The organism is Brevibacillus sp. SYP-B805, assembly GCF_011059135.1.
GTDB lineage: Bacteria > Bacillota > Bacilli > Brevibacillales > Brevibacillaceae > Brevibacillus_F.
This window is the reverse complement of sequence record NZ_JAALGD010000001.1, coordinates 396,630-419,848: the sequence shown is the minus strand read 5'-3', so window position 1 is coordinate 419,848 and position 23,219 is coordinate 396,630. Positions and strand designations below refer to the sequence as shown.

The 23,219-nt window shown below is 54.6% G+C and carries 22 protein-coding genes and 1 riboswitch; of the genes, 11 read left to right on the top strand and 11 right to left on the bottom strand.

Annotated features, from left to right (window positions below):
• Window positions 1–96: 96 nt before the first annotated feature.
• Together G3578_RS02120 and G3578_RS21240 are read right to left on the bottom strand one after the other, a co-directional pair.
• Entirely contained in the window at window positions 97–1,782 is a 1,686-nt protein-coding gene (locus G3578_RS02120; protein WP_165208132.1) for a b(o/a)3-type cytochrome-c oxidase subunit 1, read from the bottom strand.
• Between the two features lie 33 nt (window positions 1,783–1,815).
• On the bottom strand, window positions 1,816–2,106 hold the full coding sequence (locus tag G3578_RS21240) for a cytochrome c oxidase subunit II (RefSeq protein ID WP_346773940.1): 291 nt from the start codon (window positions 2,104–2,106) through the stop codon (window positions 1,816–1,818).
• A 525-nt stretch (window positions 2,107–2,631) separates the two neighbouring features.
• Between G3578_RS21240 and G3578_RS02110 the strand changes: the two genes are divergently transcribed.
• From G3578_RS02110 to G3578_RS02085, 6 genes are all read left to right on the top strand, one after another.
• Entirely contained in the window at window positions 2,632–2,865 is a 234-nt protein-coding gene (locus G3578_RS02110) for a DUF2249 domain-containing protein (RefSeq protein ID WP_165208128.1), read from the top strand.
• A gap of 14 nt (window positions 2,866–2,879) precedes the next feature.
• Entirely contained in the window at window positions 2,880–3,266 is a 387-nt protein-coding gene (locus G3578_RS02105) for a hypothetical protein (RefSeq protein WP_206529404.1), read from the top strand.
• Window positions 3,241–3,783, top strand: coding sequence for a DUF2249 domain-containing protein (locus G3578_RS02100; RefSeq protein ID WP_165208126.1), 543 nt, complete (start codon window positions 3,241–3,243; stop codon window positions 3,781–3,783). Before G3578_RS02105 ends, G3578_RS02100 begins: the two co-directional genes overlap by 26 nt.
• Before the next feature lie 13 nt (window positions 3,784–3,796).
• On the top strand, window positions 3,797–5,029 hold the full coding sequence (locus G3578_RS02095; protein WP_165208124.1) for a hypothetical protein: 1,233 nt from the start codon (window positions 3,797–3,799) through the stop codon (window positions 5,027–5,029).
• A 39-nt stretch (window positions 5,030–5,068) separates the two neighbouring features.
• Window positions 5,069–5,365, top strand: coding sequence for a metal-sulfur cluster assembly factor (locus tag G3578_RS02090; protein WP_165208122.1), 297 nt, complete (start codon window positions 5,069–5,071; stop codon window positions 5,363–5,365).
• Window positions 5,366–5,513: 148 nt separating this feature from the next.
• On the top strand, window positions 5,514–6,188 hold the full coding sequence (locus G3578_RS02085) for a Crp/Fnr family transcriptional regulator (protein ID WP_165208120.1): 675 nt from the start codon (window positions 5,514–5,516) through the stop codon (window positions 6,186–6,188).
• Between the two features lie 12 nt (window positions 6,189–6,200).
• On the opposite strand, the gene G3578_RS02080 is transcribed toward G3578_RS02085, so the two are convergent.
• Window positions 6,201–7,346, bottom strand: coding sequence for a hypothetical protein (locus G3578_RS02080; RefSeq protein WP_165208118.1), 1,146 nt, complete (start codon window positions 7,344–7,346; stop codon window positions 6,201–6,203).
• Between the two features lie 256 nt (window positions 7,347–7,602).
• On the opposite strand from G3578_RS02080, the gene G3578_RS02075 reads away from it, so the two are divergent.
• Window positions 7,603–7,983, top strand: a complete 381-nt coding sequence (locus G3578_RS02075; protein ID WP_165208116.1) for a DUF488 family protein, N3 subclade — start codon at window positions 7,603–7,605, stop codon at window positions 7,981–7,983.
• A 22-nt stretch (window positions 7,984–8,005) separates the two neighbouring features.
• Here G3578_RS02075 and G3578_RS02070 read toward each other — a convergent pair whose 3' ends face one another.
• The 8 genes from G3578_RS02070 to hemE all read right to left on the bottom strand — a co-directional run bounded on the left by G3578_RS02070 (window position 8,006) and on the right by hemE (window position 16,871).
• Window positions 8,006–8,317 (bottom strand): cupin domain-containing protein, encoded by a 312-nt coding sequence (locus G3578_RS02070; RefSeq protein ID WP_165208114.1) that lies wholly within the window; start codon window positions 8,315–8,317, stop codon window positions 8,006–8,008.
• 25 nt (window positions 8,318–8,342) lie between these two features.
• On the bottom strand, window positions 8,343–8,897 hold the full coding sequence (locus G3578_RS02065; protein ID WP_241254400.1) for a hemerythrin domain-containing protein: 555 nt from the start codon (window positions 8,895–8,897) through the stop codon (window positions 8,343–8,345).
• A 168-nt stretch (window positions 8,898–9,065) separates the two neighbouring features.
• Complete coding sequence (locus tag G3578_RS02060; RefSeq protein WP_165208112.1) at window positions 9,066–11,348, bottom strand: nitric-oxide reductase large subunit; 2,283 nt, start codon at window positions 11,346–11,348, stop codon at window positions 9,066–9,068.
• A gap of 4 nt (window positions 11,349–11,352) precedes the next feature.
• Window positions 11,353–12,471 (bottom strand): TIGR04053 family radical SAM/SPASM domain-containing protein, encoded by a 1,119-nt coding sequence (locus G3578_RS02055; protein WP_165208415.1) that lies wholly within the window; start codon window positions 12,469–12,471, stop codon window positions 11,353–11,355.
• A 185-nt stretch (window positions 12,472–12,656) separates the two neighbouring features.
• A complete protein-coding gene (locus G3578_RS02050; protein WP_165208110.1) occupies window positions 12,657–13,379 on the bottom strand; it encodes a YwiC-like family protein in 723 nt (240 codons plus the stop codon).
• 25 nt (window positions 13,380–13,404) lie between these two features.
• Window positions 13,405–14,865 carry a protoporphyrinogen oxidase gene (gene hemG / locus G3578_RS02045; protein ID WP_165208107.1) on the bottom strand — a complete coding sequence of 487 codons (1,461 nt, stop codon included), beginning with the start codon at window positions 14,863–14,865 and terminating at the stop codon, window positions 13,405–13,407.
• Between the two features lie 6 nt (window positions 14,866–14,871).
• Complete coding sequence (hemH, locus tag G3578_RS02040; protein WP_165208105.1) at window positions 14,872–15,807, bottom strand: ferrochelatase; 936 nt, start codon at window positions 15,805–15,807, stop codon at window positions 14,872–14,874.
• Window positions 15,804–16,871 (bottom strand): uroporphyrinogen decarboxylase, encoded by a 1,068-nt coding sequence (gene hemE, locus G3578_RS02035; protein WP_165208103.1) that lies wholly within the window; start codon window positions 16,869–16,871, stop codon window positions 15,804–15,806. The genes hemH and hemE overlap by 4 nt, the downstream gene beginning before the upstream one ends.
• A gap of 385 nt (window positions 16,872–17,256) precedes the next feature.
• A riboswitch (cyclic di-GMP riboswitch) is annotated at window positions 17,257–17,342 on the top strand.
• 157 nt (window positions 17,343–17,499) lie between these two features.
• Here hemE and G3578_RS02030 point away from each other — a divergent pair.
• The 4 genes from G3578_RS02030 to G3578_RS02015 are packed head-to-tail and all read left to right on the top strand — an operon-like array spanning window position 17,500 to window position 23,092.
• On the top strand, window positions 17,500–18,696 hold the full coding sequence (locus tag G3578_RS02030) for an acyl-CoA dehydrogenase family protein (protein WP_165208101.1): 1,197 nt from the start codon (window positions 17,500–17,502) through the stop codon (window positions 18,694–18,696).
• A 49-nt stretch (window positions 18,697–18,745) separates the two neighbouring features.
• Window positions 18,746–19,837 (top strand): citrate synthase/methylcitrate synthase, encoded by a 1,092-nt coding sequence (locus G3578_RS02025; RefSeq protein ID WP_165208099.1) that lies wholly within the window; start codon window positions 18,746–18,748, stop codon window positions 19,835–19,837.
• Window positions 19,838–19,861: 24 nt separating this feature from the next.
• The gene (locus G3578_RS02020; RefSeq protein ID WP_165208097.1) at window positions 19,862–21,025 is read left to right on the top strand and encodes an MFS transporter; all 1,164 of its coding nucleotides are present in this window, start codon (window positions 19,862–19,864) and stop codon (window positions 21,023–21,025) included.
• A gap of 33 nt (window positions 21,026–21,058) precedes the next feature.
• Complete coding sequence (locus G3578_RS02015) at window positions 21,059–23,092, top strand: methyl-accepting chemotaxis protein (RefSeq protein WP_165208095.1); 2,034 nt, start codon at window positions 21,059–21,061, stop codon at window positions 23,090–23,092.
• The last annotated feature ends 127 nt before the right edge of the window (window positions 23,093–23,219 follow it).

Genomic DNA, 23,219 nt, shown 5'->3' with positions numbered 1-23,219 from the left:
TCGTCCAGAAGAAAATGTGAGCGCGATCACGAAACTTCAAATAACAACATGATCGGGGACTTCAAGATCCCCAATTCGGTACTTGCTAAGCCGATTTTACCAACTGCGTATTCCCGGTGAACCCGGCGGTGCATGACGAATCATGTCGTACACGGGCATGGTATAGGCGATCAGCACGAGAAGGACGGTCAAGGCAACCCAAAGCGACCAACGTTCCAGAATCATGGGCGGCTGCGGATGGCGATCATCTGCCTGTCCAATCGGGTATTCGACAGGCTGATTGCTGCGAGGCGCCCATCTCCACAGGTATGCGACGATGGCAAGGAAGAGAACGGTGCTGGTAAACAGCAAGATGCTCCCGATCCCTGTAAAGAACCGATAGCCCGCCCAGGCAGCCACAACCGGATGATCATTGTAGACGGTATAGGCCGTTCGGCGCGGTTCGCCGAGAAGCCCGACGATGTGCATGCTGGTGGACATGATGAACATGCCAATGCCCCACAACCCGCTTTGAATCAAGCCAAAGCGATTGGCAGCAGGGGTCAGCGTGCGGCCGTTCAAGGCGGGCACCAGCCAATAAGCGATGGCAAAAAAGGTCATGATCACTGCGGCAGCAATCGTGATATGGAAGTGGCCCGTGACCCACAGCGTATTATGCACGACCTGGTTTAACTGATAGCTGGCATTGACCACTCCGCCCGCACCGGCCGGGATAAAGAAGGCCATCCCCAAAAAGGTGGAGAAAAATCTCACGTCTGACCATGGCAGTTTGCGGAACCAGCCAAACAGGCCGGTTGCCCCTTTTTTGCGACCAACCAGCTCAAAGGTGGCAAAAATGGCATAGGCGGTCATGAGTGATGGAATGACGACCGTCATCGTCAGGACGACCTGCAGGAACTTCCAGAAGTTAGAAATGCCTGGCTCCATCAGTTGATGATGAAATCCGACCGGAATGGAGTACAGGATAAACAGGATAAATGTCACCCGCGGGAGCGAATTGCTGAAGATTTTGCCCCCGATGATGTGGGGAATGTTCACATACCAGTAGATGTAAGCGGGAAGCAGCCAGAAATAAACCAACGGATGGCCGAAATACCAGAAATAGGTGCGGCTTAGTTCCACATTGATGCGGTCCACCCAGCCAAGCGACCAGGGAATCAATTGAAACACAACCTCAATGGCGACCCCGATGGTGCAGATATCCCACAGTACCATGGTGGCCACCGACATGTAGGCAAACAAGGGGGAAGCCTGATCCCGATGATTTTTTCTCCATCGGGCATAATTGATAAATACAGCCAGGCTGCCCAACCAGCTGCCGACGACAACAAGGGCAAGACCGATGTAGAAGATCGGGGAAGCCTTCATGGGAGCATAGAAGGTGTACAGGACGCTGGCATCGTTTGTGAGAATCGCCCAGGCTCCCATCAGCGTGCCGATTACCATCATGTAATACCCGATCCACCCATAGAGGCGCGCAGAAGGCAGCAATGTGCCGCCCAATGTTTTGGCGAGCCCCGAATAGAGGAAGCCAAAAATGAAAAAGGTGGTAAAGATGAGCGCCATCATGACACCGTGAATGGTAAGCAGCTGATAATACCCGATGCCGCCGGGCAGGGTGATAAAACCTGTTCGCTGCAGGGCCTGCAACAGTCCGGCGATGGCTCCAAGCAACAAGGCGATAAATGAGAAGCCCAGATGGGCAAGAATCAGTGTGCGATCGCTGACATCAAACCGGAATGATTGCGACGCCTTTCCATCTTCGCGTGCTGGTAGACTCATGTCATGCACTCCTTTGCTCGTATGAGAACGGGATTATTGGACGAGCAATCTGCCCATCATCAAGTGATGGCCTGCCCCGCAGTATTCATGGCACAATATCAAATAATCCCCCTTGCTGTGAAACGTGTAGGTAAATTCCGTAATATGACCGGGAATCACCATGATATTTACATTGGTATTGGGAATAAACAAACCGTGAACAACATCGGGGCTCGTCAGTTCAAAATGGACGGTGGAACCGACAGGGATGGAGAGTTCGTTGGGAACGAAGCTAAACATCTGGGCAACCATGGTAGCCTTGTACGTATTCGGCCCGGTCTGCACCAATTTGGGCTCCTGGAAGGGAGAGGTTGTATGCACAGCCTCGGGGGCGATCGTCCGCATATGTCCAGGAGGATTCATCCCCATCCCAAAAGCCAATATTCCAAGCACAACCAAAAACACAAACAGGGAAAAGCCGCCGATGGCAAGCCAAATCTTTTCTGATCGCGGCATATAAGCATGTGACATGTGATCACCATTTTCCGCAAGATGTTAACGCTGGAGATAAAGACAGAAGACCGTGAGCCACAAAAGCAAAACAAATCCGCCAACAAAAAGCACGGAGACAAAAGTGCCCCTTAACTCTTCCTCATTCGATTCGGTAATATCCGTTTTTCTTTGCCTGACCACGCGTCAACGCCCCCTACATTTTCCTATCCATTATCTCCCAAACGAATGCGTTTATTCATTTTGACCATGCCGCCAGTCTTATGTGTTTGTTTATGTGATGCCTATCACAAAGAGGAACAGGCAAACTTTCTATAATCAAATGTATCCCGGTACTTTATTAAAGGAGGAGATTTTCAGATGAACGAATTTGCCGCAACGATCAATGCCCCGGATTATCCGCCGCATTTGAAGCACAAGGTTATTTTTGATACGTTCGACAAATTGAAGCCCGGTGAAGCGATGCTGCTGATTAACGACCATAATCCCATTCCGCTGCGATACCAGTTTGAATCGATGCATCCCGGTCAATTTTCCTGGGAATATCTGGAGGAAGGCCCCGCCATCTTTCGGGTGAAAATTGACAAAAAATAAGGAGGACATCGCCCGTGGCAACGGTTACCGTTCTCGACCAAAAAACGATCCGCATCAAAGTGGACCTTGATGATGCCATCACCATGATCCGTGAGGCTGAGCGGAATGTGGAGCGCTACGCCAAAGACATTACGGTCATTTACGAGAAAATGCCGGAATTTCACTTCGTTCATTTTTGTTTTTATGCCTACGACAGCGCCGTCCTGTTTGAGCACATGCTTGACATCGATCCGAAGGAGTATTTATCCTTCTCGCTCGATGCGCCGGACGCTTTCTTCTATGCGCTTTACGGCGGCATGGCGGCGCTGTATGAAAAGGCAAAATCCGCGCTCGGTCACGCTTTGATAAATCAGCCGCAACAAGGAGATGATGAAAATGGAATCCTCTCCCCAAACAGTTGAATTGGACGTGCGCCCCCATTTGCGAAAAAAACTGGAGCCTTTTCAACTGATTATGGATACGGTCAAAACACTGGGTCCGGATGATACGTTCATTCTGCACGCCACCTTCAAGCCCGTTCCACTGCTTGGTCTCATGAAAACGAAAGGGTTTGCTTACAAGACCGAGCAGTTGGCGCAAGACCACTGGAAAGTGACGTTTGTGCCCAAGAGCCGCAAACATGAATTGCAAGATGGGGAATCGGACGAAGAGAGCAACCAGGGGCCGTCCATCGCTCCAATGAAGGAAGATGGCGATTCTCCCCGGACGATTGAATTGGATAACCGGGGGCTGGAGCCTCCGCAGCCGATGGTTCGTACCCTGAAAACCCTGGAAACATGCCGGAAAGGTGACCGTGTGGTGATTCATAACGACCGGGTTCCCGTGTTTTTGATCGAAGAGCTGTCGACACTCGGCTATCCGTATACCATCGAGGAGCAGCCGGACGGATCCGCGCTGGTTACGATCCAGAAAACATAAAGGAGGCTGTTTGATGTTTCGCCTTCCTTTTCTCTTTATCGCAACAGGGCTTGCTTGTTTCGCGCTGCTCGATGTGACGACGCTTGCGCAGGCGGCCGGCTGGATCGTTCATCCCCCTCGCAGCCCTGCCGGGTGGTTTCACGTGCATTTGCTCGTACTCGGTTGGGCGACGATGATCGCCATGGGTGCGGTGTATCAGCTCCTTCACGTTGTGCTGCAAAAGGAAGTGTTCAGCCGCACATTGGGGTATGTCAACTATGCCGTCTTTACGGTCGGCACTGCCGGTCTGCTAGCCGGTTTTGCCGCGGTACAGACACGCTGGATCGCTGCCTTTGCCATACTGGCCTGGATCGGCATCGTCCTGTTCGCCATCAATATTGCGCTGACGCTGATCCGGGCCGCCCAGTGGAATCCCATCACGTTCAGCACGGCGAGCGCGGTTTTCTACCTCTTTCTGACCGGGCTCATCGGACTTGCCATGGGTCTCAACTTTGCCTTCCATTGGTGGCCCACCTGGCATGAACGGTTGTTTTACACCCATATCTGGTTGGGGACGCTCGGTTGGTTCGGCCTGCTGATCACCGGCTTCAGCTACAAAATGCTGCCGATGTTCTATCTGGCGCACGGTGTGTCCAACCGAACGGCATACGTGGTTACCATCTTGTGGAACGCTGCCGTTCTTGCGGGAGCAGCCGCCTTCCTGACCGCCGCCCCCTTCCCTGCTGTTGGCGCGGCAGTCGGATTGTTCACGTTGGCGGTATACTCTTACAACCTGCATACGACGCAGATCCGCAAGGCGCATCACAAAAAAAGCCCTGGCGCCGGCGTGCTGGCGGCTGTCTACAGCACGCGGGCACTTGCCGTGACCAGCACAATCGCATTTGCGGCCATCCTGTTCGCTCCCGCACGGGCAGCGGATGAACGGGCAGTTGTGATCTTTGCCTGGGCCTACCTGTGGGGCTGGGTCGCCCTGACGATTCTCGGATATTTGTCAAAGATCGTCCCGTTCCTCTGGTGGACGCACAAATACGGGCCCCGCGTGGGCAAAGGCACCATTCCAACGATGGCTGACCTGCTGGAAGATCGGTACGTCGCCTACGTGCTGACTGCGGTCGCAGCCAGTCTGTTGTTGCTGATCATCGGTCTGGGATTGGGCAGCGATGTGTGGATCATTTGGAGCGGCGCGGCGCTTTCTCTTTTCTCATTGGCTTATGTGTGCCTGATCGCACGCGTATTTACCCGATAGGCAGTTCAGATCCCGCAGAGAACATGGGAGGTGGTAAGAATGGATACGGCAGAGATTCGCGAACTGTTGAAACAGGTATACGACCCCGAGCTCGGCGTCAACATTGTCGACTTGGGGCTCGTGTATGAGATTCACAATGATGATGGAGACGTCTGCATTCGCATGACGCTGACGACACCGGGCTGTCCCATGCACGATACCATCGCAGGCGGGGCCGAACGACTGCTGCAGAATCAACCGGGTATTCGCTCCGTCAAGGTGGACGTTGTCTGGGATCCGCCATGGTCGCCGGACAAGATGTCGGAAGAAGCAAAAGAGCGTCTCGGTTTCCGTTAAGCGCACCTTTCCTTCAAGTCATCCATATCGTTTGGGCTTCGCATCTTCGCTATTCAATCTGGTTGGTTCCTCGTTCATATCATGTTCACACCCAGAGACCGCTCTTATTCGCTATAATGTAAGTAAAAACGCGAGGAAAGGACTATTTATGGAGAAACAGCGCATGCTGCAGCAGGTTCCCTTGTTTCGTGACTTGAACCAGCAGGAACTGGCCCGCGTCGAAGAAATTGCCATTGACCGGGTGTTCCGGAAAAAGTCGACCATCTTTATGGAAGGAAGCGAAAAGGAAGCGGTATTTTTCATTCAGGACGGGCTCGTCAAAGCCTACAAAACCGACGAAGAGGGCCATGAACAAATCGTGTCGCTGCTGCAAACCGGCGATATGTTTCCGCATACCGGTTTCTTTAATCAATCGCCTTATCCGGCAACGACGGAAGCCCTCGTGGACACTCACGTCCTGGCGATTCCCGTCCACGCTTTTGAGAAGCTCATCCTGGCGATGCCGTCGATCGCCATCAAGGTTATCGATGTCATGGGCGCCAAAATTCTTGAACTGCAGCAAAAACTTCAGCAGTTTACCGGCCACGACGTGCAGGGCAGAATCCTTTCCTTTTTGTTGCAATTGGCCGACAAGCATGGAGAAGTAAAAGGTTCCTCTGTTCACATCGAGCTGCCCGTGACCCACCAGGAACTGGCAAATGCGGTAGGAACGTCAAGAGAAACGGTAAATCGGCTGTTAAATCAATTGAAAAAGCAGCGCATTCTTGACATGTCCCGTTCGGAAATCATTATTTTGGACAGGGATGCGCTGAAACGCTTCTGAATGCGGTTCATGTCAATACCGAAATACCCTTGCCAATTCCACCAAAAAGAGCGCGACATCCGCAAGCATGATGCAGATTCCCAACGCCGCAACAGCGGAAGCGCCGAAAAGATTCCCGCACATGACCAGACCAACCCCTGTCAGATAACCCCAAAGCTCCATGGTCAGCCTGCTTTGTGGCACCATCTCTGCCAACAGCACGGCTCCCTTTTTTTGCTCTTTGGTACGAAACTGGTGGGCCCACCATAAAAACGGGATGATTTTCGTCAAATACGCCAGGATGGACGCGGAAAACCAGCCGAGTACCACATACAGCATCAGGGTGGAAACGACCCTGTACGATTGGGCGGCTGCCCCGCTGCCTACATGTAAGAGTGTCCAGACCACTGCCAACAGAAACGTCACGGCTATCAGCACATCTGCCACTCTCACTGCGCCGATTGGCTGCTTGCCGCTGCTTTGATTCCGCACGCCGCGCACGAACCAGCCAAGTATGCCGAGGGAGACGACGACGCACAGCAGTCCGGTGTTCGAAAGCATGCGGTTCTCTGACCACCATCCCCCCGCCCCGAGCCAAACTCCCGCCTGGAAGAAAAGGATGATCGCGTAGTTCAGCTTCGTCCCTGTCTTTCTTGAGACATAAAACATGGGCAGCAGCTTCAATCTGTAGCTGACGAGCAGACCTGCCAGCCAGCCGACCAGACCGAACCACATATGCGTGAAAAACAGCAACTCGTATCGTGCCGGTGACCAACCCGTCCATGCAGCAATGCCCAGGGTCGTGCCGAGCACCACCGTCACACACAGGTCAAGCAGGCTCAGGCTTGCCCCCACGGTAACCGGCGTCCACAGCTTGCTGCGAACATACGTGACGCCCAGATTGAACGCATAGACGGCGACGGCCAGCACGATGAGCCCGCCCCCCATCCCCATTCCAAGGGGCGTCCAGTTCCAAAAGCTGACGAGCAACAGTAGCACGCCTGCCACATACACGATCACTTGAAAAAAAGCGAGTTTCCGACTGTACATGGAGGTGCGCAACAGCACCTGTGTGACCTGGTAGCTGGCACCCATCGCGATCATCGTTGCCCAACCAAGCAGGAGCATATGGGCCAGCAGGATCCCCTCGGGAGAGTGAAAAGCTGCTGTTTTTACCAAATGGGGCACTTTCCATACACCAAACAAAAGAGCCGCGAGAAAAAACAAGGCTCCCGCAGCAAAAAAGGCGAATGTTACTGGAAACATATGCAGATGAGGGGGAAGGGCTGGACGCTTAACCTCTCTCACGGTTTCCACCTCGCGATTCACCATGACGGTATCTTGAACATCGGGCCTTGGTTCATTTCCTGACTCCGCAGTGATATAATGGACGCAGTCAAAGCACTGCAATCTGTGAAAGAAGGCTGATACTCCTATGATGCATCAGATTTTGGTGAAGCGTATTTACGACACGCCCTCCCCCGAAGACGGCGTCCGCATCCTGGTTGACCGTTTTTGGCCGCGCGGCATATCCAAAGAGCGGGCTGCGATCGACGAGTGGATGAAAGATATCGCACCGAGCGCCGATCTTTGCAAATGGTTCGGCCACCAACCGGAGCGGTTTGACGAATTCTGCGCACGATACGAACGGGAACTGGAAGAAGATCCGATCCGCCATGAACTGGTCGACCGGATATGCGGCATGGCGGATGAACAGAAGGTCACGCTTCTCTATGCCGCGAAAGATGCGGATCACAACCAGGCCATCGTGCTGCAGCGTTGGCTGACCCGCCGGTCCGAACGGGAAGAACGCTGACGGCGGGTCTGACACGCTGCCGTTACGGTTTGAACACGGAATGAGCTGACGGGCTGGGTGTCAGCACCAGCACAACCACACTGTCTTCCAATGCTTCGATGGCATGCTCCACCTGCTTGTCGAGGGAGATCATGTTGGCTTGAGCCAGTTCCACTTCTTCATGGGCGACGAAGCGGATTTTTCCCTGCAGCACAAATACCAGGATATCGCTGGTCGTCTTGTGTTTCTGTAATACCTTTCCTTTTGGAAACGAGAATTTCACGACTTTGGACACACCATTATCCAGCACCGGATGGATAAAGGATTCCTCGAATGACAGTGGGTATACTTTCATTCTTCCCAACTCCTGCAAGTCAATTTCAATCCGGTTGACGCAGCGCACGGCTGAGTTCTTCCTTTTCTTCGGCACTCAGCATGTTTTCCGCCATCGGAAACAGTACGTTCTCTTCCTTCATGAAATGATCCGTTAACACGGCATAAGCCTGCAGCGCATAGGAAGCGATCTCTTTCGCGCGCGCTGCATCCACCGGCTCCTTCACCTGTGCCACCGCTTCTCCGAACGTCTTCAGATTTTGCTTGGCCAGTTCGTGTTCATATTCCATCACGGCAATCGGCCCCATCTGTCTGCCGATATATTTCGCCATGAGCGGAAAGAGGGTTCCCTCTTCCCGCTCGGAGTGAGGATCAAGCTCCCGGGCAAAGGCATCCACCTTTTCTTTCAGCTCGGCAAGCTGCCGGCTCCAATCCGTTTTTTCTTGATCCATGCCGATATCGGCTGCCATGCCGGCGAAGGCGTCCATTTGTTCCCTGAGGGGGCCATGCTCTCGTTTCAACTGGGCCAGCGGTTCGCAAAGTGTCACCTGTCCATTGCTACCCGCCATCATGCTGCTGCAATGATGAGGCATATCGGTCATACGAATCATTCCTTTCATCATCTATCTGTAAACGAGTATAGGTGCGCATTGCCCCGGAAAATGTGACGGGAATCACACTTACTATTGCCAATGGCAGTATCGTTTATCTACATTACGCGAGGGTGCCTGTATGCATCAGCCCTGGCAAAGCCTCACGCCATCTCTTGATCAGGCTTGCACATGGCTGCTCGCGGCGGACGATTTCTCGTACGAACGGCCCGTTGCCAAACCGATCACGAACATGGCAATACCGACCACGCCCGCGGCAAAAATCGTGTCACCCGCTGCACGAATCCAGACAAGATTTTGCAGCAGCGGCTGGTGCAAAAATTCGGCGGAACGCGCGTACCACATACCGTGCTCCATGCTCGCGATTGTCTGCAGGATACCGACCGGCAGCAGGCTGGTGACGCCCATCGTCAACAGACCGATGTTCAACGCCCAGAACGAGAAGCGGAGCAGCTTCGTCTTCCACGGCCTTTCCCCTGTGAGCCCGCGCAGGCAGAACATCATCAGACCCAGACCAAGCATGCCGTATACTCCGAACAGCGCGGTATGGCCATGCAGCGGCGTTGTGTTCAATCCCTGCATGTAATACAGGGCGATCGGCGGGTTGATCAGGAACCCGAATATCCCCGCGCCGAGCAAGTTCCAGAACGCCACGGCGACGAAGAAATAGATCGGCCAGCGATACCTCGCCACCCACGCTTTTGCTTTGCTGTGGCGCAAATTTTCGTAGGCCTCGAATCCAATCAGGACGAGCGGCACCACCTCGAGCGCGCTGAACACTGCGCCGAACACGAGCACCCCTGTCGGTGTGCCGGCAAAGTACAAGTGGTGGAATGTCCCGATAATGCCGCCGAACAAGAAGATAATGGTCGAGAACAACACGTTTGCCGTGGCGGAAGCCGTTTTGATCAGACCCATGCGCGCAAACAGGAAGGCGATCAGAACGGAGGCGAATACTTCAAAGAAACCTTCTACCCACAAATGCACGATCCACCAGCGCCAGTACGTCACCATCGACAAGTGCGAATTCTGATCCCACATGAGCCCCGGCACGTAAAACACAGGAATGGCCACCGATGCGATCAGGAACAGCATGAGCAGCTGCCGCCCTTCGCTCTTTCGCTTCAGCGCCGGCCAAATGGCCCGAGCCATCAGGAAGAACCACAGGAACAAGCCGATCAGAAGGAGAATTTGCCAAATGCGGCCAAGATCCACATATTCGTACCCTTGGTGACCGAAATAAAAGTTGCTGGACAAATTCGTAATATACCCTTTGATCGCGGCCCACTGCCCGGCCATCGAGCCGACAACCACCAACAGCAGCGCGCCGAACAGGAAGTTAACGCCGAGACGTTGGAATTTCGGTTCATGCCCGGAAATGGCCGGGCCGATGTAGAGACCGGTGGCGAGCCATGCCGTGGCGATCCAGAAGATGGCCAGCTGCGTGTGCCACGTTCGCGTGACGGCATACGGGAGCCAATCAGCCAGCGGAATCCCGTAAAATCCGTTGCCTTCGACGCTGTAGTGCGCCGTGATCGCCCCCAGGCCCATCTGAACCACCATCAGTGCGGTGACGACCCAAAAATATTTCAGCGTCGCCCGCATGGATGGAGTGGCCTTGATGCTGAGCAGCGGATCTTTATCCGGTATCTTGACGGCCAGCTCGTGTTCTTCTTTTTTCCTTTGCACGGCAAAATACCAGCCCAATGCCCCGACGCCGGCAAGCAGCAGAATGACACTCACCAGCGACCAGATGATCGTACTGGAGGTCGGCACGTTGTCAATCAGCGGCTCACCAGGCCAGTTGTTCGTATACGTGATCTCCTGACCCGGACGGTTCGTAGATGTGGACCAGGCCGCCCAGAAGAAAAACGCTCCCAGTTTGAAACGATCCTCTGCGCTTTTGACCGTATTGGCCGGAATGGCGATTTTTTCGCGGTATTGATCCATACTCGGGTCATCGCCGAAAACTTTGCTGTAATAGTCGACCAGCGTTTGCGCCGCCTCGGCACGGTCATCGGAGATAACCAGGTTTCCGGTCTGCTGGTCGTACGTATTCGTTCGGATTTCCTGCTTTAATTTTGCCTTCAACTCGCCTTTCTTGCCCTCATCGAGTTTGTCGTACGGTTGGCCGTACGCCGCATTGGACCACTTGTCCAGCATGAATGTCAGCTCGCGGTGCAGCCAATCCGCGCTCCAGTCCGGGGCGACATACGCGCCGTGTCCCCAAACGCTGCCGACTTCCTGTCCACCCATGCGCTGCCAGATGTTTTGTCCATCCTCGATGTCCTGCTTCGTGAAGACCACGCTGCCTGCTTGCATGACCACTTTTTCCGGTATCGGCGGTTTCACCTGATAAATCTCACCGCCGTAATAGAGCAATACGGCAAATGAAGCAAAGAACACCAACGCCAGCGCCATCCAAAGTTTTTTGTATGTCATGTAGTCACCGCCTAAATTCATTTTCCCACACTTGCGTTGCCTGATAGGCTTTCGGCATATAAGCGCAGTACGGATCGCTCTCCATGTAATCGCCCGTTACCGCATAAGCCCGTGCCCGCGAACCTCCGCATAATTCCTTAAACTCACACACGCCGCATTTCCCCTTCAGCCGCGACTTGTCACGCAGTTCCTGCAACACCGGGGAATGCCGGTAGATATCCACCAGGGACTGCTCGCGCACATTCCCGCACGGAATGGGTAAAAATCCGCTCGGGTACACGTCCCCGATATGGCTGATGAAAACGAAACCGTCCCCATCGTTCACGCCTTTGGGGGCCCGCCCGAGCAGATCGGAACGCTTCGCTGCCGTCGGTTCCCCGGATCCTGGGCGCATTCGCTCCTGTACGAAGACGCGGCGGTAATGCGGCGCTTCGGTTGCCTTGATCCCATAGGGCATGTCGGATTCAATGCGGCATAACCACTTCATCACGGCTTCGTGCTCTTCGGCAGAGATCATATCCTCCTGCACCCCCCGCCCCGTAGGAACGAGGAAAAACACGCTCCACAGCACCGCTCCCATATTCTTCACTTTTTCGGAAATCGCCTCGAGATCGTGAACGTTATAACGGGATACGGTCGTGTTCACTTGAATGGGGATATCCAGTTCTTTCAAGTATGCAATGCCGCGCATCGTCAGATCGTAGGAACCTTTTGTTCCCCGAAAATGATCGTGTATGTCCGCGCAGGAACCATCCAGGCTGAAGGCCCAGCGGGACAACCCGACCTCCTTGGCCTGACGAACGGCTTCCAGGGTTACCCTTGGTGTCGCGCTCGGCGTCATCGACACGGGCAGCCCTTTTTCCTTAATCGCATATTCCGCAAGACGAAACAGATCAGGGCGCATAAGCGGATCTCCTCCCGTGAATACGAACAAAGGACGATCCATCCGCGCGACATCGTCGATCAACCTCTTCCCTTCCTCGAAGCTAAGTTGCCGCGGATCCGGCGTATATTGCGCTTCGGCACGGCAGTGCAAACACTTCAAGGCACAGGCGCGGGTTACTTCCCAAATGACAATAAACGGATTTTCGCGATAATCCCGTTCTTTGACCAAAGACGGCATTGCCATCATTGCCATCCTCCTTCCTTCGGGATACGTTAACCGACTTCATCGTAAAAAAGCGCGCTTCCGCAAACAGTGATCGTCATCACAGAGCCCTCTTTTTTTGTGAAAAATTCACATAATATTCTGAACATTCATCGCACGTCCTGCCCGGCGAACGGGCAGGGTTGCCAGCCCCCGGGCATCTATGACGGATAGATAACCAGCACCGAGCAGGCGATCATCACGGAATAGGCAATTTCAAGGATGCCGCTTTGTTTGACTGTCAGGTTCGCGCGCGGAGACCAGATGGCCCGGACGAGCAGCACCGCCAGCGGCACCAGCAAGCCATGCGGAAACCATAAAGCCGCTGCTGCCAGCAAGGCGAGGTGATAGCCGACGGAGAGCCAGTAGTACATCACATTGTGCTTTTCCCGGATCATCGTTTTCACGTAAAACACCGTTCCCGTAAAATAAAGGACGCTGAACCCGAACAACTCCGCTGCAAGCCGCCAGTTGGTTCCTCCTCCCACCTGGTACGCGACAAAAACCATCAAACTGAACTGGACGACTGCGACAATATCGTTGATCAGCGAACGCTCCTGATTGCGTCTCGCGTAGTGGCAGTTCACCAGAAACAAAGGGAGGAACAGCGGCGCCATCCATACCAGTGACGGTTTCAATGCGAACAGCGCGATGCCGGTTGGAATCAGCAAACCGCCGTACAGCAGCATCGGCCTCCCGTATATCCGTGTCTTTCCGGTTCGGAGCCATTGCAGAAACGGATACGAAAACAAGTACGCCAACAGCCAGCCGAGAAACAGCACCGCATGCAGCCAAACGGGCTTGGCCGCCAACATCCCGAAAAGAAACGGGATGAGCAGCATCGCCCAGGCGCCATGCTGGTTGGGCACGTATCCTTTTCTCATAGCGATCACCTTCGCTTTCTACCGATCAATATCCACGGTTTTGCAGGTAACCAACTGCCTGTTCGGCGGTTTCTTTTCCCTGCCGGATGCAATCGGGCAGTCCGATGCCATGGAAAGCCGATCCGGTCGCAAACACACCGGGATACGCGTCAGCCAGTTCATCGTTCAGGCGGGCGACCCGCTCGATGTGCCCCACTTCATACTGAGGCATGGAGCGAAGATGGCGGGTGACTTCCACAAAAACGGGCTGAACCCGGAAATCCTTCATACCCATCATATCCGTCACATCGCGCATGACGCCTTCCACGATCTGCTCGTCGCTCAACTGCATCCAATCTTCCTCTCCCATACGGCCGACATAACAGCGAAGCAGCACATGGCCGGCCGGTGCCGTATGTCCCCATTTGGATGACGTCCAGGTGCAGGCGGTAATGAAGCGTCTTTCACAGGGGGGCACGACAAATCCCGAGCCGTCCAGCGAGTGCGGGAAGTGCTTCCGTTCAAATCCGAGCAGCACATTGGCTACGGATACATACGGCATGCTGCCGAAGGCCCGGGCCGCCGGGAGGTGTGGAAAAACGCTTGCCAGCGCGTAAGCAGGCAATGCCAGAATGATCGCGTCCGCAGCAAACTCCCGGCCGTTTGAAGTCACGGCGCGATATGCGGTCTTGCCATCTGTTTGCTGACGCGCGATATCCACGATCTCTTCCCCCGTCACCTTTTCCACATCGCCCAACCGTTCCAGCAACGCTTCCACGAGCGTATACAGCCCCTTTCTATAGGAGAGAAACATGCTGTGCTTTACGCTTTCTGGAAGCTCGACGGAAGTTGACGCCGCAGGAGCGCGACCCGCGCCTTGCATGATTCCCAGCATCATGCTGCGGTGTTTTTTCTCAATCTCGTGAAATTGCGGAAATGTCGCCTGAATGCTTAGTGTATGACAGTCCCCGGCGTAGATGCCCGCCAGCAGCGGCTGGACGACCCGATCGAGCATCTCTTTTCCAAGCCTGCGCTCGATAAACCGTCCGATCGATTCGTCCCCTTCTTCTTTCCGGCCGGGCAGGATCAGGTCCATGGCTGCCCTGGCTTTGCCAAGCGGCGAAAGCAGGCCCGATTTCGCAAAGGGAATCAAGCGGGTGGGAATGCCGAGCACGAGTCCCGGCGGCATGGGGACAAGCTTCCGGCTGCGCAGGATGTAGGTTTTTTTCGCTTCCGGCCTGGTGGGGACAAGATCCGGCTCCAGGCCGAGATTGCGCGTGAGGTCAATGATCGGCTTTTTCCTTGCCAGAAACGAATCGGGTCCCCTTTCCATAATGAATCCGTTCCTGCGCAGCGTGGCGATCTTTCCGCCGAACGACGCCTCTTTTTCGACCAGGGTAATCTGCACCGGCTCGCCCCGTTCGGCAAACCATTTTTTCAGATAATAGGCGGCGCTCAATCCGGTGATCCCGCCACCGGCGACCAGCACGCGCTTGCCTTCGCTCATCACACATCACCCTTCTTCCGCTGTTCGGTGAACGGTATCGGCCAACAGCTTCATGTATTTGGCATCGGCATTCAGCATCTCCGTCCGTTCCAGATGGATGCCAAGCGACTGTGCCAATCGCCTGCATTCAATGTCAATGTCGTAAAGAATTTCCAAATGATCGGAGACGAAGCCGACCGGACAGATCAGCACCTCGTTCACGCCCTCTTCGCGGTTTACCGTCTCCAATACTTCCAAAATATCGGGACCCAGCCACGGCACGCCGGTCTGCCCCGCGCTCTGCCAGGCAAACTGCCAGTTGGTTACCCCGGCCGTTTCTGCCACCAGACGGGAGGTCTCCATCAACTGCTGCGGATACGGATCATGCATGTCGAGAATGTGGGCAGGGAGGCTGTGCGCAGTAAAAATAACCCGTACCTGAGCGCGTTTGTCGGGTGGGAAACGTTCGAGTCCCAGCTTCACCCGTTCCGCCAGCGCTTCGATTAACAGGGGGTGATCGTGGTAGCTCTTCACAAAGCGGATCGCAACCCCCGTTTCTTCCGCCTTCTTCCGGGCCCGTTCAATGTAGCCGCCAATGCTCATGCGGGAATAATGAGGGGCCAGCACGATCCCGACCGCCCGACGAATCCCTGCGGCGGCAATCTCTTCAACCCCATCCTCGATAAAAGGCGCAGCATGCTTCAATCCCTGCACACAGACATAATCCACTGCCGGATAATCCCGCTGCAATGTCTGCTGCAGCGCGGCCACCTGATTGTCTGTGTTCCGGCGCAGCGGAAAAAATCCTCCGACGATCGCTTCGTAACGGGCCATCAGGGCTTGCAGTTGTTCCGGAGAGGGGGGGATGCCGCGGCGAATGTGCGTATAATACGCTTCCACCTCTTCAAAGCTGTTGGGCGTCCCGTACGACATGACGAGAACGCCGACGCGGTTGTCCGTCATCGCGCTTCCCTTCCTTCCGGCTGCTGTTGCAATGCGGCTGCTGAATACTGGTGCACGAATGCGGTCAGCGCTTTCAGCTTGTCCAGAGAAGCTTCGGGAAACACGCCGTGACCGAGATTGAAGACATACCCCGGTTTCTCCATTCCCTGATCCACAATCTGCTTGGCGTACTGTTCGATCACAGACATCGGCGCGGTTAACACCGTCGGATCCAGATTGCCCTGCACGGCGAATTTTTCTCCAACCCGGCGGCGTCCTTCCCGGATAGACACCCGCCAGTCCAGTCCGATCACGTCCGCCTGCAGCTCTCTCAATTCGGCAAGCAGTTCTCCCGAGCCTACGCCGGGAAAGTAAATCTTCGGCTGCGGCAGATCGGCGATTTCCGTGAAAATGCGGCTGAGCACGGGCAGTACATATTGCCGGAAATCGTCCGGCGACAGCGCCCCCACCCAGCTGTCAAACAGCTGCACCGCTTTCGCTCCCGCAGCGACTTGCGCACGGATATAGGCGACAGCCATATTCCCCAATTTCTCCATCAGGGAACGCCATACATCCGGCTGGCTGTACATCAGCGCTTTTGTTTTCAAATAGTTTTTCGAAGGTTTGCCTTCGATCAGGTAGCTTGCGATCGTGAACGGCGCGCCGACAAACGAGATGAGCGGCACGGTCAACTCACGGTCGAGGATGCGGATGGTCTCCAGAATGTGCGGCAGATCGCCTTCCACGTCAATCGGACGCAGCCGTTCGACGTCCTGGGCGGACCGGATCGGATTGTATATGACCGGCCCCACGTTTTTCACAATATCGAAATCAATCCCGATCGACGCGACGGGATTCATGATATCGGAATACAGGATGGCCGCATCCACCCCCAATTTTTTCACCGGCATCAGCGTAACTTCCGCAGCCAGTTCCGGGATGGCGCATATCTCCAGCAGCGAATACTTCTCTTTGATGCGGCGGTACTCAGGATCGTATCTGCCGGCCTGGCGCATGTACCACACCGGAATCGTGTCGACTTTTTCTTTCCTGCAGCTTCTGAGAAAAAGATCATTGTAATTCATGGTTTCCTCCTTGGATGCCAAGAGCCATGAACAAACCCTTCGCATGAAACCGGACGGAAGAAGCTCTTAGCCGCGTGTTGTTCTTTAAAAAATCATTCGGAGATTTGGCATGATGACGCTTACCATCTTCATGTTAGCCCTTCTCCTTGCGCTGCCGCTGTGACCTTCGTCACATCTGCGGTACCAGCGAAATGACAATGTGCTGCAAATAATATATGAAAAAACTAAATACCCTTTTCAATCATATGCCCATATCGTTGAATGATCGCCTGCTGAGATTTCACCGCTGAATATTCCATACCAACAATAAGCCGAAAAAAATTTACCAAATGGTCTATGAAAAATTTTGAAAATGCGTTACAATTGAACTACTAAAGGAAAAAATTTACGTTAAGGGCAAACTATCCGAAAGGTTAGGACGCAAAGCTACGGGTCTAAAGTCATAACGACCATGATCGCCGGGCTGCCGAAATTGGCTCTCTGCCATTTTGTGTTTTTTCGGCTGCCTTTTTATGTAAAAGGTGGCTTTTTTATTTTCACATGCAAAATAAAGGAGGTTTGGCGAAATCAAATAAGTCAAACGACAGTTCTTTCCACATGAAAAACATAGAATATCGGAGGAAATACCATGAAATTCAAATGGACAGAAGATCAATTGATGTGGGTGGAGAAGATCAGACAGTTCATGCTCGACCTGGATGTGGAAAATGCTTTAAAAAGCGATAGCGAACAGCTGCCTTGGCATATCCGCCAAGCCTCCGGCAAACGGGGACTCATTGGCCTGGATGTCCCGAAGGAATACGGTGGCGAAGGGTTGAGCGCCGTCACAATGGGACTTCTTTACGAGGAATGCGGCAAATTCGGCGTCAACACCCGCGAAGTGATCGGCGCCGGACACGGCAACATGATCGCCAAATTCGGAACTCATGAGCAAAAAAGCAGGTATCTGCCTTCCCTCCTGAAAGGAGATTTGTTGGTGGGCGTCGGTTTGACGGAACCGAACTGCGGTTCTGACCTGGCCGCTATTGAAACGTTCGCTCGCAAAGATGGCGCAAATTACATATTGTCGGGCGGCAAGGAATGGGTAAGCCGCGTGGAGGAGGCCGGCGTATTCGTCGTCTTCGCGCAGACGAAGCACGGTTCCGGAACGAAAGGCTTGACCGCATTCCTTGTCGATATGGACGATCCCAATATCGAGAAATATGCCCTGGAGCCGATGGGAATGAAAGGTTGGTCCTATGGCGGCTTCCGGCTTCACGATGTCGTGATTCCGGCGGCGAACCGATTGGGGAATGAAGGGGAAGGCTTCCGGATCTTCAACCAGCACTTCGGCTATTGGCGGGTGCTGATGGGCATCATCTGCGTCGGAGCAGCCAGAAAGGCGCTGGAGCAAGGCGTGCAGTATGCCAAGGAACGGATGGCTTTCGGCGGTCCAATCGGCCGGTTCCAGTCCGTCATGCACAAAATCGCCGAGCAAGCAACCCTGCTGGAAACGGCCAGCCTGCTCAGCTTGAAGGCGCTGGACGTCTTGGACCGTGGTCATTCCAATACGATGGAAGCCTCGATGGCCAAATGGTATGCAACGACCACCGCTTACAAGGCGATCGACGACATGCTGCAGATCCATGGCGCCCGGGGCTACGTCAAGGAATACGGCCTCGAGCAGAAACTGCGCGACGTGCGCGGCCTGATGATAGCCGACGGCAGTACGGACGTGCTGAAATCGTTGATCGGTCGGGATTTGATGGGCAGGGAAATCTACGATACGATGCTGGGGCGCGCTCGGGAAGAACAACCGCTACACGCCGTCAAAGTGGCGCCTTAACCCGCCTGACCTTATCGAACGGACACCGCAACAGATTGGAGAGCGAACCATGACTGTAAATGAAGGACTTGAGAACGTCGTTGTCGCCAAAACAGAGGTCAGCCTTGTCGACGCCGAGAAGGGGGACCTGGTGTATCGGGGATTTCGCGCCAGGGATCTGGCTCGCGAAAAAAGCTTCGAAGAAGTTGCTTTTCTGCTCCTGCACGGGAAGCTGCCGGAGACAGACGAGCGCAAGGAGACGCTGGACAAGTGGGCGTCCGCACGGGAGCTCCCCGCTTCCGTCCGCAGCGTCATCGACGCCCTTTCCGCAACGCACGACTTGATGAGCGTGCTGCGTACCGCTGTCTCCGCGCTGGGCATCGGCAGCCCGGATTATCCGCCGACGCTGGAGCAAGCCGCCGACGTCATTGTGAAGCTGCCCGTGATCATCGCTTATGGCTACCGTCGGCGCAAGGGCCTGGAGCCCGTTGCTCCCCGGGCCGACCTCGGGCATACCGCTAACTATTTATACATGCTGAGGGGCACGGAGCCGTCCCCCGTCCATGTTCAGGCGCTGGAAGCCTATTTGAACCTGCTGATGGATCACGGGATGAACAGCTCCACCTTTACCGCCCGCGTGATTGCCTCCACCCGCTCGGATCTCGTTTCCGCGATCACCGGAGCCATCGGCGCCTTGAAGGGACCGCTTCATGGCGGAGCCCCTTCCCTGGTGATGGATATGCTGAAAGAGATCGGCACGAAGGAGAACGCTGAGCCGTGGATCAAGCAGCGCTTGGAAAGCGGCGGCAGATTGCCGGGCTTCGGACACCGCGTTTACAAAACGAAAGACCCGCGGTCCGAAGCGTTAAGGCTCATCGCCACCGAACTGTCAGGCAGTGACGCCTGGCTCGATCTGGCCGTGCACGTGGAGCAGACGGCCCAGGATCTGCTGGCCGTATATAAACCTCACCAAAAGCTGTATACCAATGTGGAGTTTTATGCGGCAGCCGTCATGAATGCGATCGGCTTTGAACCGGAACTGTTCACGCCTACTTTTGCTTTAACGCGGTCGGTAGGCTGGTGCGCGCATATCTTTGAAGCCTCCCAAGGCCGTTTGGTGTATCCGGATTCCGTTTACATCGGACGATTGCCTTCTGCATAACGCTTGGGGAAAAGGAGACCGCTAATGGTACGCCGTCAATTGATTATATTTTTGGCCACCATGAATGTGTTCATCTTGCTGTACGCGCCACAGCCGCTGCTGCCGTGGTTGTCCGACAAGTACGGCATCTCGATCGCAACCGCCAGCTTGACGATCTCCCTGACGATCATCGCGCTCGCGGTTTCATCGCTCGCGCTCGCGCCGCTGTTTGACCGGTGGGACCGCAAGAAAGCGATCGGGGTTTTTTGCCTGCTGCTGATTGTTCCGAGCGCCATGCTGGCCATAACAGACTCTTTCGGCTGGATCTTGTTCTGGCGGGTCGTGCACGGTTTGTGCATCCCCGGCGTGACGGCCGTACTGGTCGCCTACGTGTCCGAAGAATTTCCGGCCGACCGGCGCGGCCGTGCGCTCGGCGCCTACGTCAGCGCCACCGTAGCCGGCGGATTGGCCGGCCGGGTCATTGCCGGGCCGATCGCCGAAGCATTCTCATGGCATGCCGTCTTTCTGGCGATCGGGCTCTTTTCCCTGCTGGTCACCGTGCTTGTCTGGCTGTATTTGCCCGGCTCCCGGAATCAAACCAACAAGGCAATCGGCGGTTTTCTGGCGCATTTCCGCAATCCGGCGCTGATCGGCACATTTTTTATCGGCTTCTCGCAGTTTTTCGCGTTTATCGGCTTTTTCACCTATCTGCCCTTCTATGCTTCCGGGGCTTCCTTTCATCTTAATGCAACACAAATTTCGATGCTTTATGTTACTTACATGTTTGGCATTTTTTCCGCTCCGCTAGCGGGTTACTTATCCGACCGCATCGGCCGGAGAGCGACCATGGCCTGCGGGCATCTGATCGGAGCGTCAGGCATCCTGCTTACGCTTTATCCGTCGCTGCCTGCGCTGCTGGCCGGTGCGTCCATTCTCGCGTTTGGAAATTTCGCGTCCCAGTCGGCTACGACAGCCTACGTGACCGATATCGCAAATGGGTCCAGAGGCGCCGCTTCTTCCCTGTATCTCTTCTTCTTCTATGTCGGCGGAAGTCTCGGCGCCTACATTCCGGGATTATTATGGTCACGTTACGCATGGAACGGTTTGGTCGTGACCACGACATGCATCATCGTTCTGGCCCTGCTCAGCAATTATTTGCTGGCAGGAAAAACGAAGAGTACCCAACCCATTCACACAACTGAGAATTGAGAGAAAGATAACATGTGGAGAGTGTATGCAGCGATGATACGAAAAGCAGAAAGGAACAACAAACCATCCTCCTTCAAGTCTTGGAAATGGAAAAATATCCTGTCCCCGTTCGCCAGTGTACGCGGCAAACTGTTCCTGTTCTCCTTCCTCATCTTGTTGATTCCGGGGATTGTGATCGGCTGGCTGACCTACGCCAAATCGCAAGCGCAAATCGAAGAACTGCTGATGAACAGCGCCACGGAAAACGTGGCTTTAACCAACCGATACATCGACAATTGGATCAGTACAAGAGAGCAGGAGCTCGACTCCTTATCCAAGCAGATCGCCGACAGCATGAAGCAAAATCCCAACCTGAATTTGCAGGCATTTTTGCAGCAATTTCTGGACGAACATCCCGGAGCGAGCGCGCCTTTCATCGCGATGGACAACGGGACGTACATCCACGCCTCGAAGGATGTCAACATCCCCGCCGACTACAACGCCAGGGAAATGCCTTGGTACAATGAAGCGGTGAACAACGATAAGGTTATTCTGACCGACCCTTATGCTGACCCGATCAGCGGCGGCCAGTTGGTGATCACGGCAGCCAAAGCGGTACCCGGGCAGCCGGCTGTCGTCGGCTTCAACATCAACCTGGAGGAGCTTCGCAGCCTGGTGAAAGATGTCCATATCGGACAAAACGGCTACATCGTCATTTACACGAAGAACAAGCAATTTTTGATACATCCTACGAACAAGATCGGTACTCCAACGTCGGCGCATAACGAAGTAATGTACCGGGAACCGAACGCTTCCGGCTCTTATGAATACATTTTCAAGGGCGAACCGAAGAAAATGATTTATGTGACGAATCCGATTACCGGCTGGAAAGTGGCCGGGAACATGTCGAGCAGCGAGATTTCGGACTTGGCCAAACCGATTCTGAACCGCACCCTGCTTGTGGTCGCCGTGGCGCTGCTGATCGGGGCGATCATGATCTATTTCATCATCATGTCGATCATCAGGCCGCTGAACAAGTTGGTGGAAGCATCCGGAAAAATCAGCCAGGGTGACTTGACGCAGCGCGTGGAAATCAAACGCGAAGACGAGATCGGCAAAACGGCCCTCAGTTTCAACCAAATGGCGGATTCGCTGCATGCGATTATTAAGGACGTTCGCGACAACGCCACCCGGCTTTCCGACTCCTCCGCCCAGCTGTCGGCCAACTCCCTGCAAAACAACAAGGTTTCCGAGCAAATCGCGGAGGCAGCGCAGACGCTGGCAGCCGGTTCCGAGAAGCAGGTCCGATCGGTGGAAGAAAGCACGAAAGCGATCGCCGAGATTTTGTCCAGTTCGCAGCAAATTATGTCCAATGTCACCTCGGCTTCGGAAAGCTCCAAATTTTCTTCCGACAAGGCGTTAGAAGGGGCTACCGTCCTGCAATCCGTTTCGCAGCAAATGAACTCGATCCAGCAAACGGTGAGCAGATTGTCGGAATCCGTCCGGGAATTGGGCAGCAGGTCGCAAAAGGTAACGGAAATTATCGGGATCATCGGGGATATCTCTTCCCAGACCAAATTGCTCGCCCTGAATGCCGCGATAGAAGCGGCCAGAGCCGGAGAACAGGGACGCGGCTTTGCCGTGGTAGCCTCCGAAGTGCGGAAGCTGGCGGAGCAGTCGGCTGTCTCTTCCGAGCAAATCGAGGAAGATCTGCTGGCGATTCGCAACGAAATCAAGCAAACCTCCGAAGCGATGGAAACGGCCATGAAGGAGGTTCAAGACGGGATGGAAATGGTTCTGCTCGCAGGGCAATCCTTTGAGGCGATTCAATCTTCCGTTCAAACGGTTGTCAGCCAGATTGAAGAGGTCGCCACGGCTTCCAGGCATATGGCAGCCTTCACCGACCAGGTATCGAAATCGATCGAAGAGGTGTCAGAGGTTACGGAGCAGTCGTTCAACTTTTCGCAGGAGCTGTCGGCGGCAGCGCAGGAACAGCTTGCTTCCGTTGAAGAGGTGACGGCGTCGGCGGCTTACCTCAGCAGCATGTCGGAAAGCTTAAAGGAATTGGTTGGCCGGTTCAAAATCTGAGACCGGGCGTTATGCGTGCACTCCTGAACATGCGGGAGTGCACGTTTTCTTCTGCTGCCGCTCCTTCCCGACCCGCGGCTCCGGCATGTCAAAACGCCCTTCCCGACGGATGGCGTCGAAAAGGGCG

Excerpts from the sequence above, each read along its gene's own strand:
- G3578_RS02120 (WP_165208132.1), bottom strand. The coding sequence starts at position 1,782 with ATGAGTCTACCAGCACGCGAAGATGGAAAGGCGTCGCAATCATTCCGG.
- G3578_RS02110 (WP_165208128.1), top strand. The coding sequence starts at position 2,632 with ATGAACGAATTTGCCGCAACGATCAATGCCCCGGATTATCCGCCGCAT.
- G3578_RS02100 (WP_165208126.1), top strand. The coding sequence starts at position 3,241 with ATGGAATCCTCTCCCCAAACAGTTGAATTGGACGTGCGCCCCCATTTG.
- G3578_RS02095 (WP_165208124.1), top strand. The coding sequence starts at position 3,797 with ATGTTTCGCCTTCCTTTTCTCTTTATCGCAACAGGGCTTGCTTGTTTC.
- G3578_RS02090 (WP_165208122.1), top strand. The coding sequence starts at position 5,069 with ATGGATACGGCAGAGATTCGCGAACTGTTGAAACAGGTATACGACCCC.
- G3578_RS02085 (WP_165208120.1), top strand. The coding sequence starts at position 5,514 with ATGGAGAAACAGCGCATGCTGCAGCAGGTTCCCTTGTTTCGTGACTTG.
- G3578_RS02075 (WP_165208116.1), top strand. The coding sequence starts at position 7,603 with ATGATGCATCAGATTTTGGTGAAGCGTATTTACGACACGCCCTCCCCC.
- G3578_RS02070 (WP_165208114.1), bottom strand. The coding sequence starts at position 8,317 with ATGAAAGTATACCCACTGTCATTCGAGGAATCCTTTATCCATCCGGTG.
- G3578_RS02065 (WP_241254400.1), bottom strand. The coding sequence starts at position 8,897 with ATGACCGATATGCCTCATCATTGCAGCAGCATGATGGCGGGTAGCAAT.
- G3578_RS02060 (WP_165208112.1), bottom strand. The coding sequence starts at position 11,348 with ATGACATACAAAAAACTTTGGATGGCGCTGGCGTTGGTGTTCTTTGCT.
- G3578_RS02055 (WP_165208415.1), bottom strand. The coding sequence starts at position 12,471 with ATGCCGTCTTTGGTCAAAGAACGGGATTATCGCGAAAATCCGTTTATT.
- G3578_RS02050 (WP_165208110.1), bottom strand. The coding sequence starts at position 13,379 with ATGAGAAAAGGATACGTGCCCAACCAGCATGGCGCCTGGGCGATGCTG.
- hemG (WP_165208107.1), bottom strand. The coding sequence starts at position 14,865 with ATGAGCGAAGGCAAGCGCGTGCTGGTCGCCGGTGGCGGGATCACCGGA.
- hemH (WP_165208105.1), bottom strand. The coding sequence starts at position 15,807 with ATGACGGACAACCGCGTCGGCGTTCTCGTCATGTCGTACGGGACGCCC.
- hemE (WP_165208103.1), bottom strand. The coding sequence starts at position 16,871 with ATGAATTACAATGATCTTTTTCTCAGAAGCTGCAGGAAAGAAAAAGTC.
- G3578_RS02030 (WP_165208101.1), top strand. The coding sequence starts at position 17,500 with ATGAAATTCAAATGGACAGAAGATCAATTGATGTGGGTGGAGAAGATC.
- G3578_RS02025 (WP_165208099.1), top strand. The coding sequence starts at position 18,746 with ATGACTGTAAATGAAGGACTTGAGAACGTCGTTGTCGCCAAAACAGAG.
- G3578_RS02020 (WP_165208097.1), top strand. The coding sequence starts at position 19,862 with ATGGTACGCCGTCAATTGATTATATTTTTGGCCACCATGAATGTGTTC.
- G3578_RS02015 (WP_165208095.1), top strand. The coding sequence starts at position 21,059 with ATGATACGAAAAGCAGAAAGGAACAACAAACCATCCTCCTTCAAGTCT.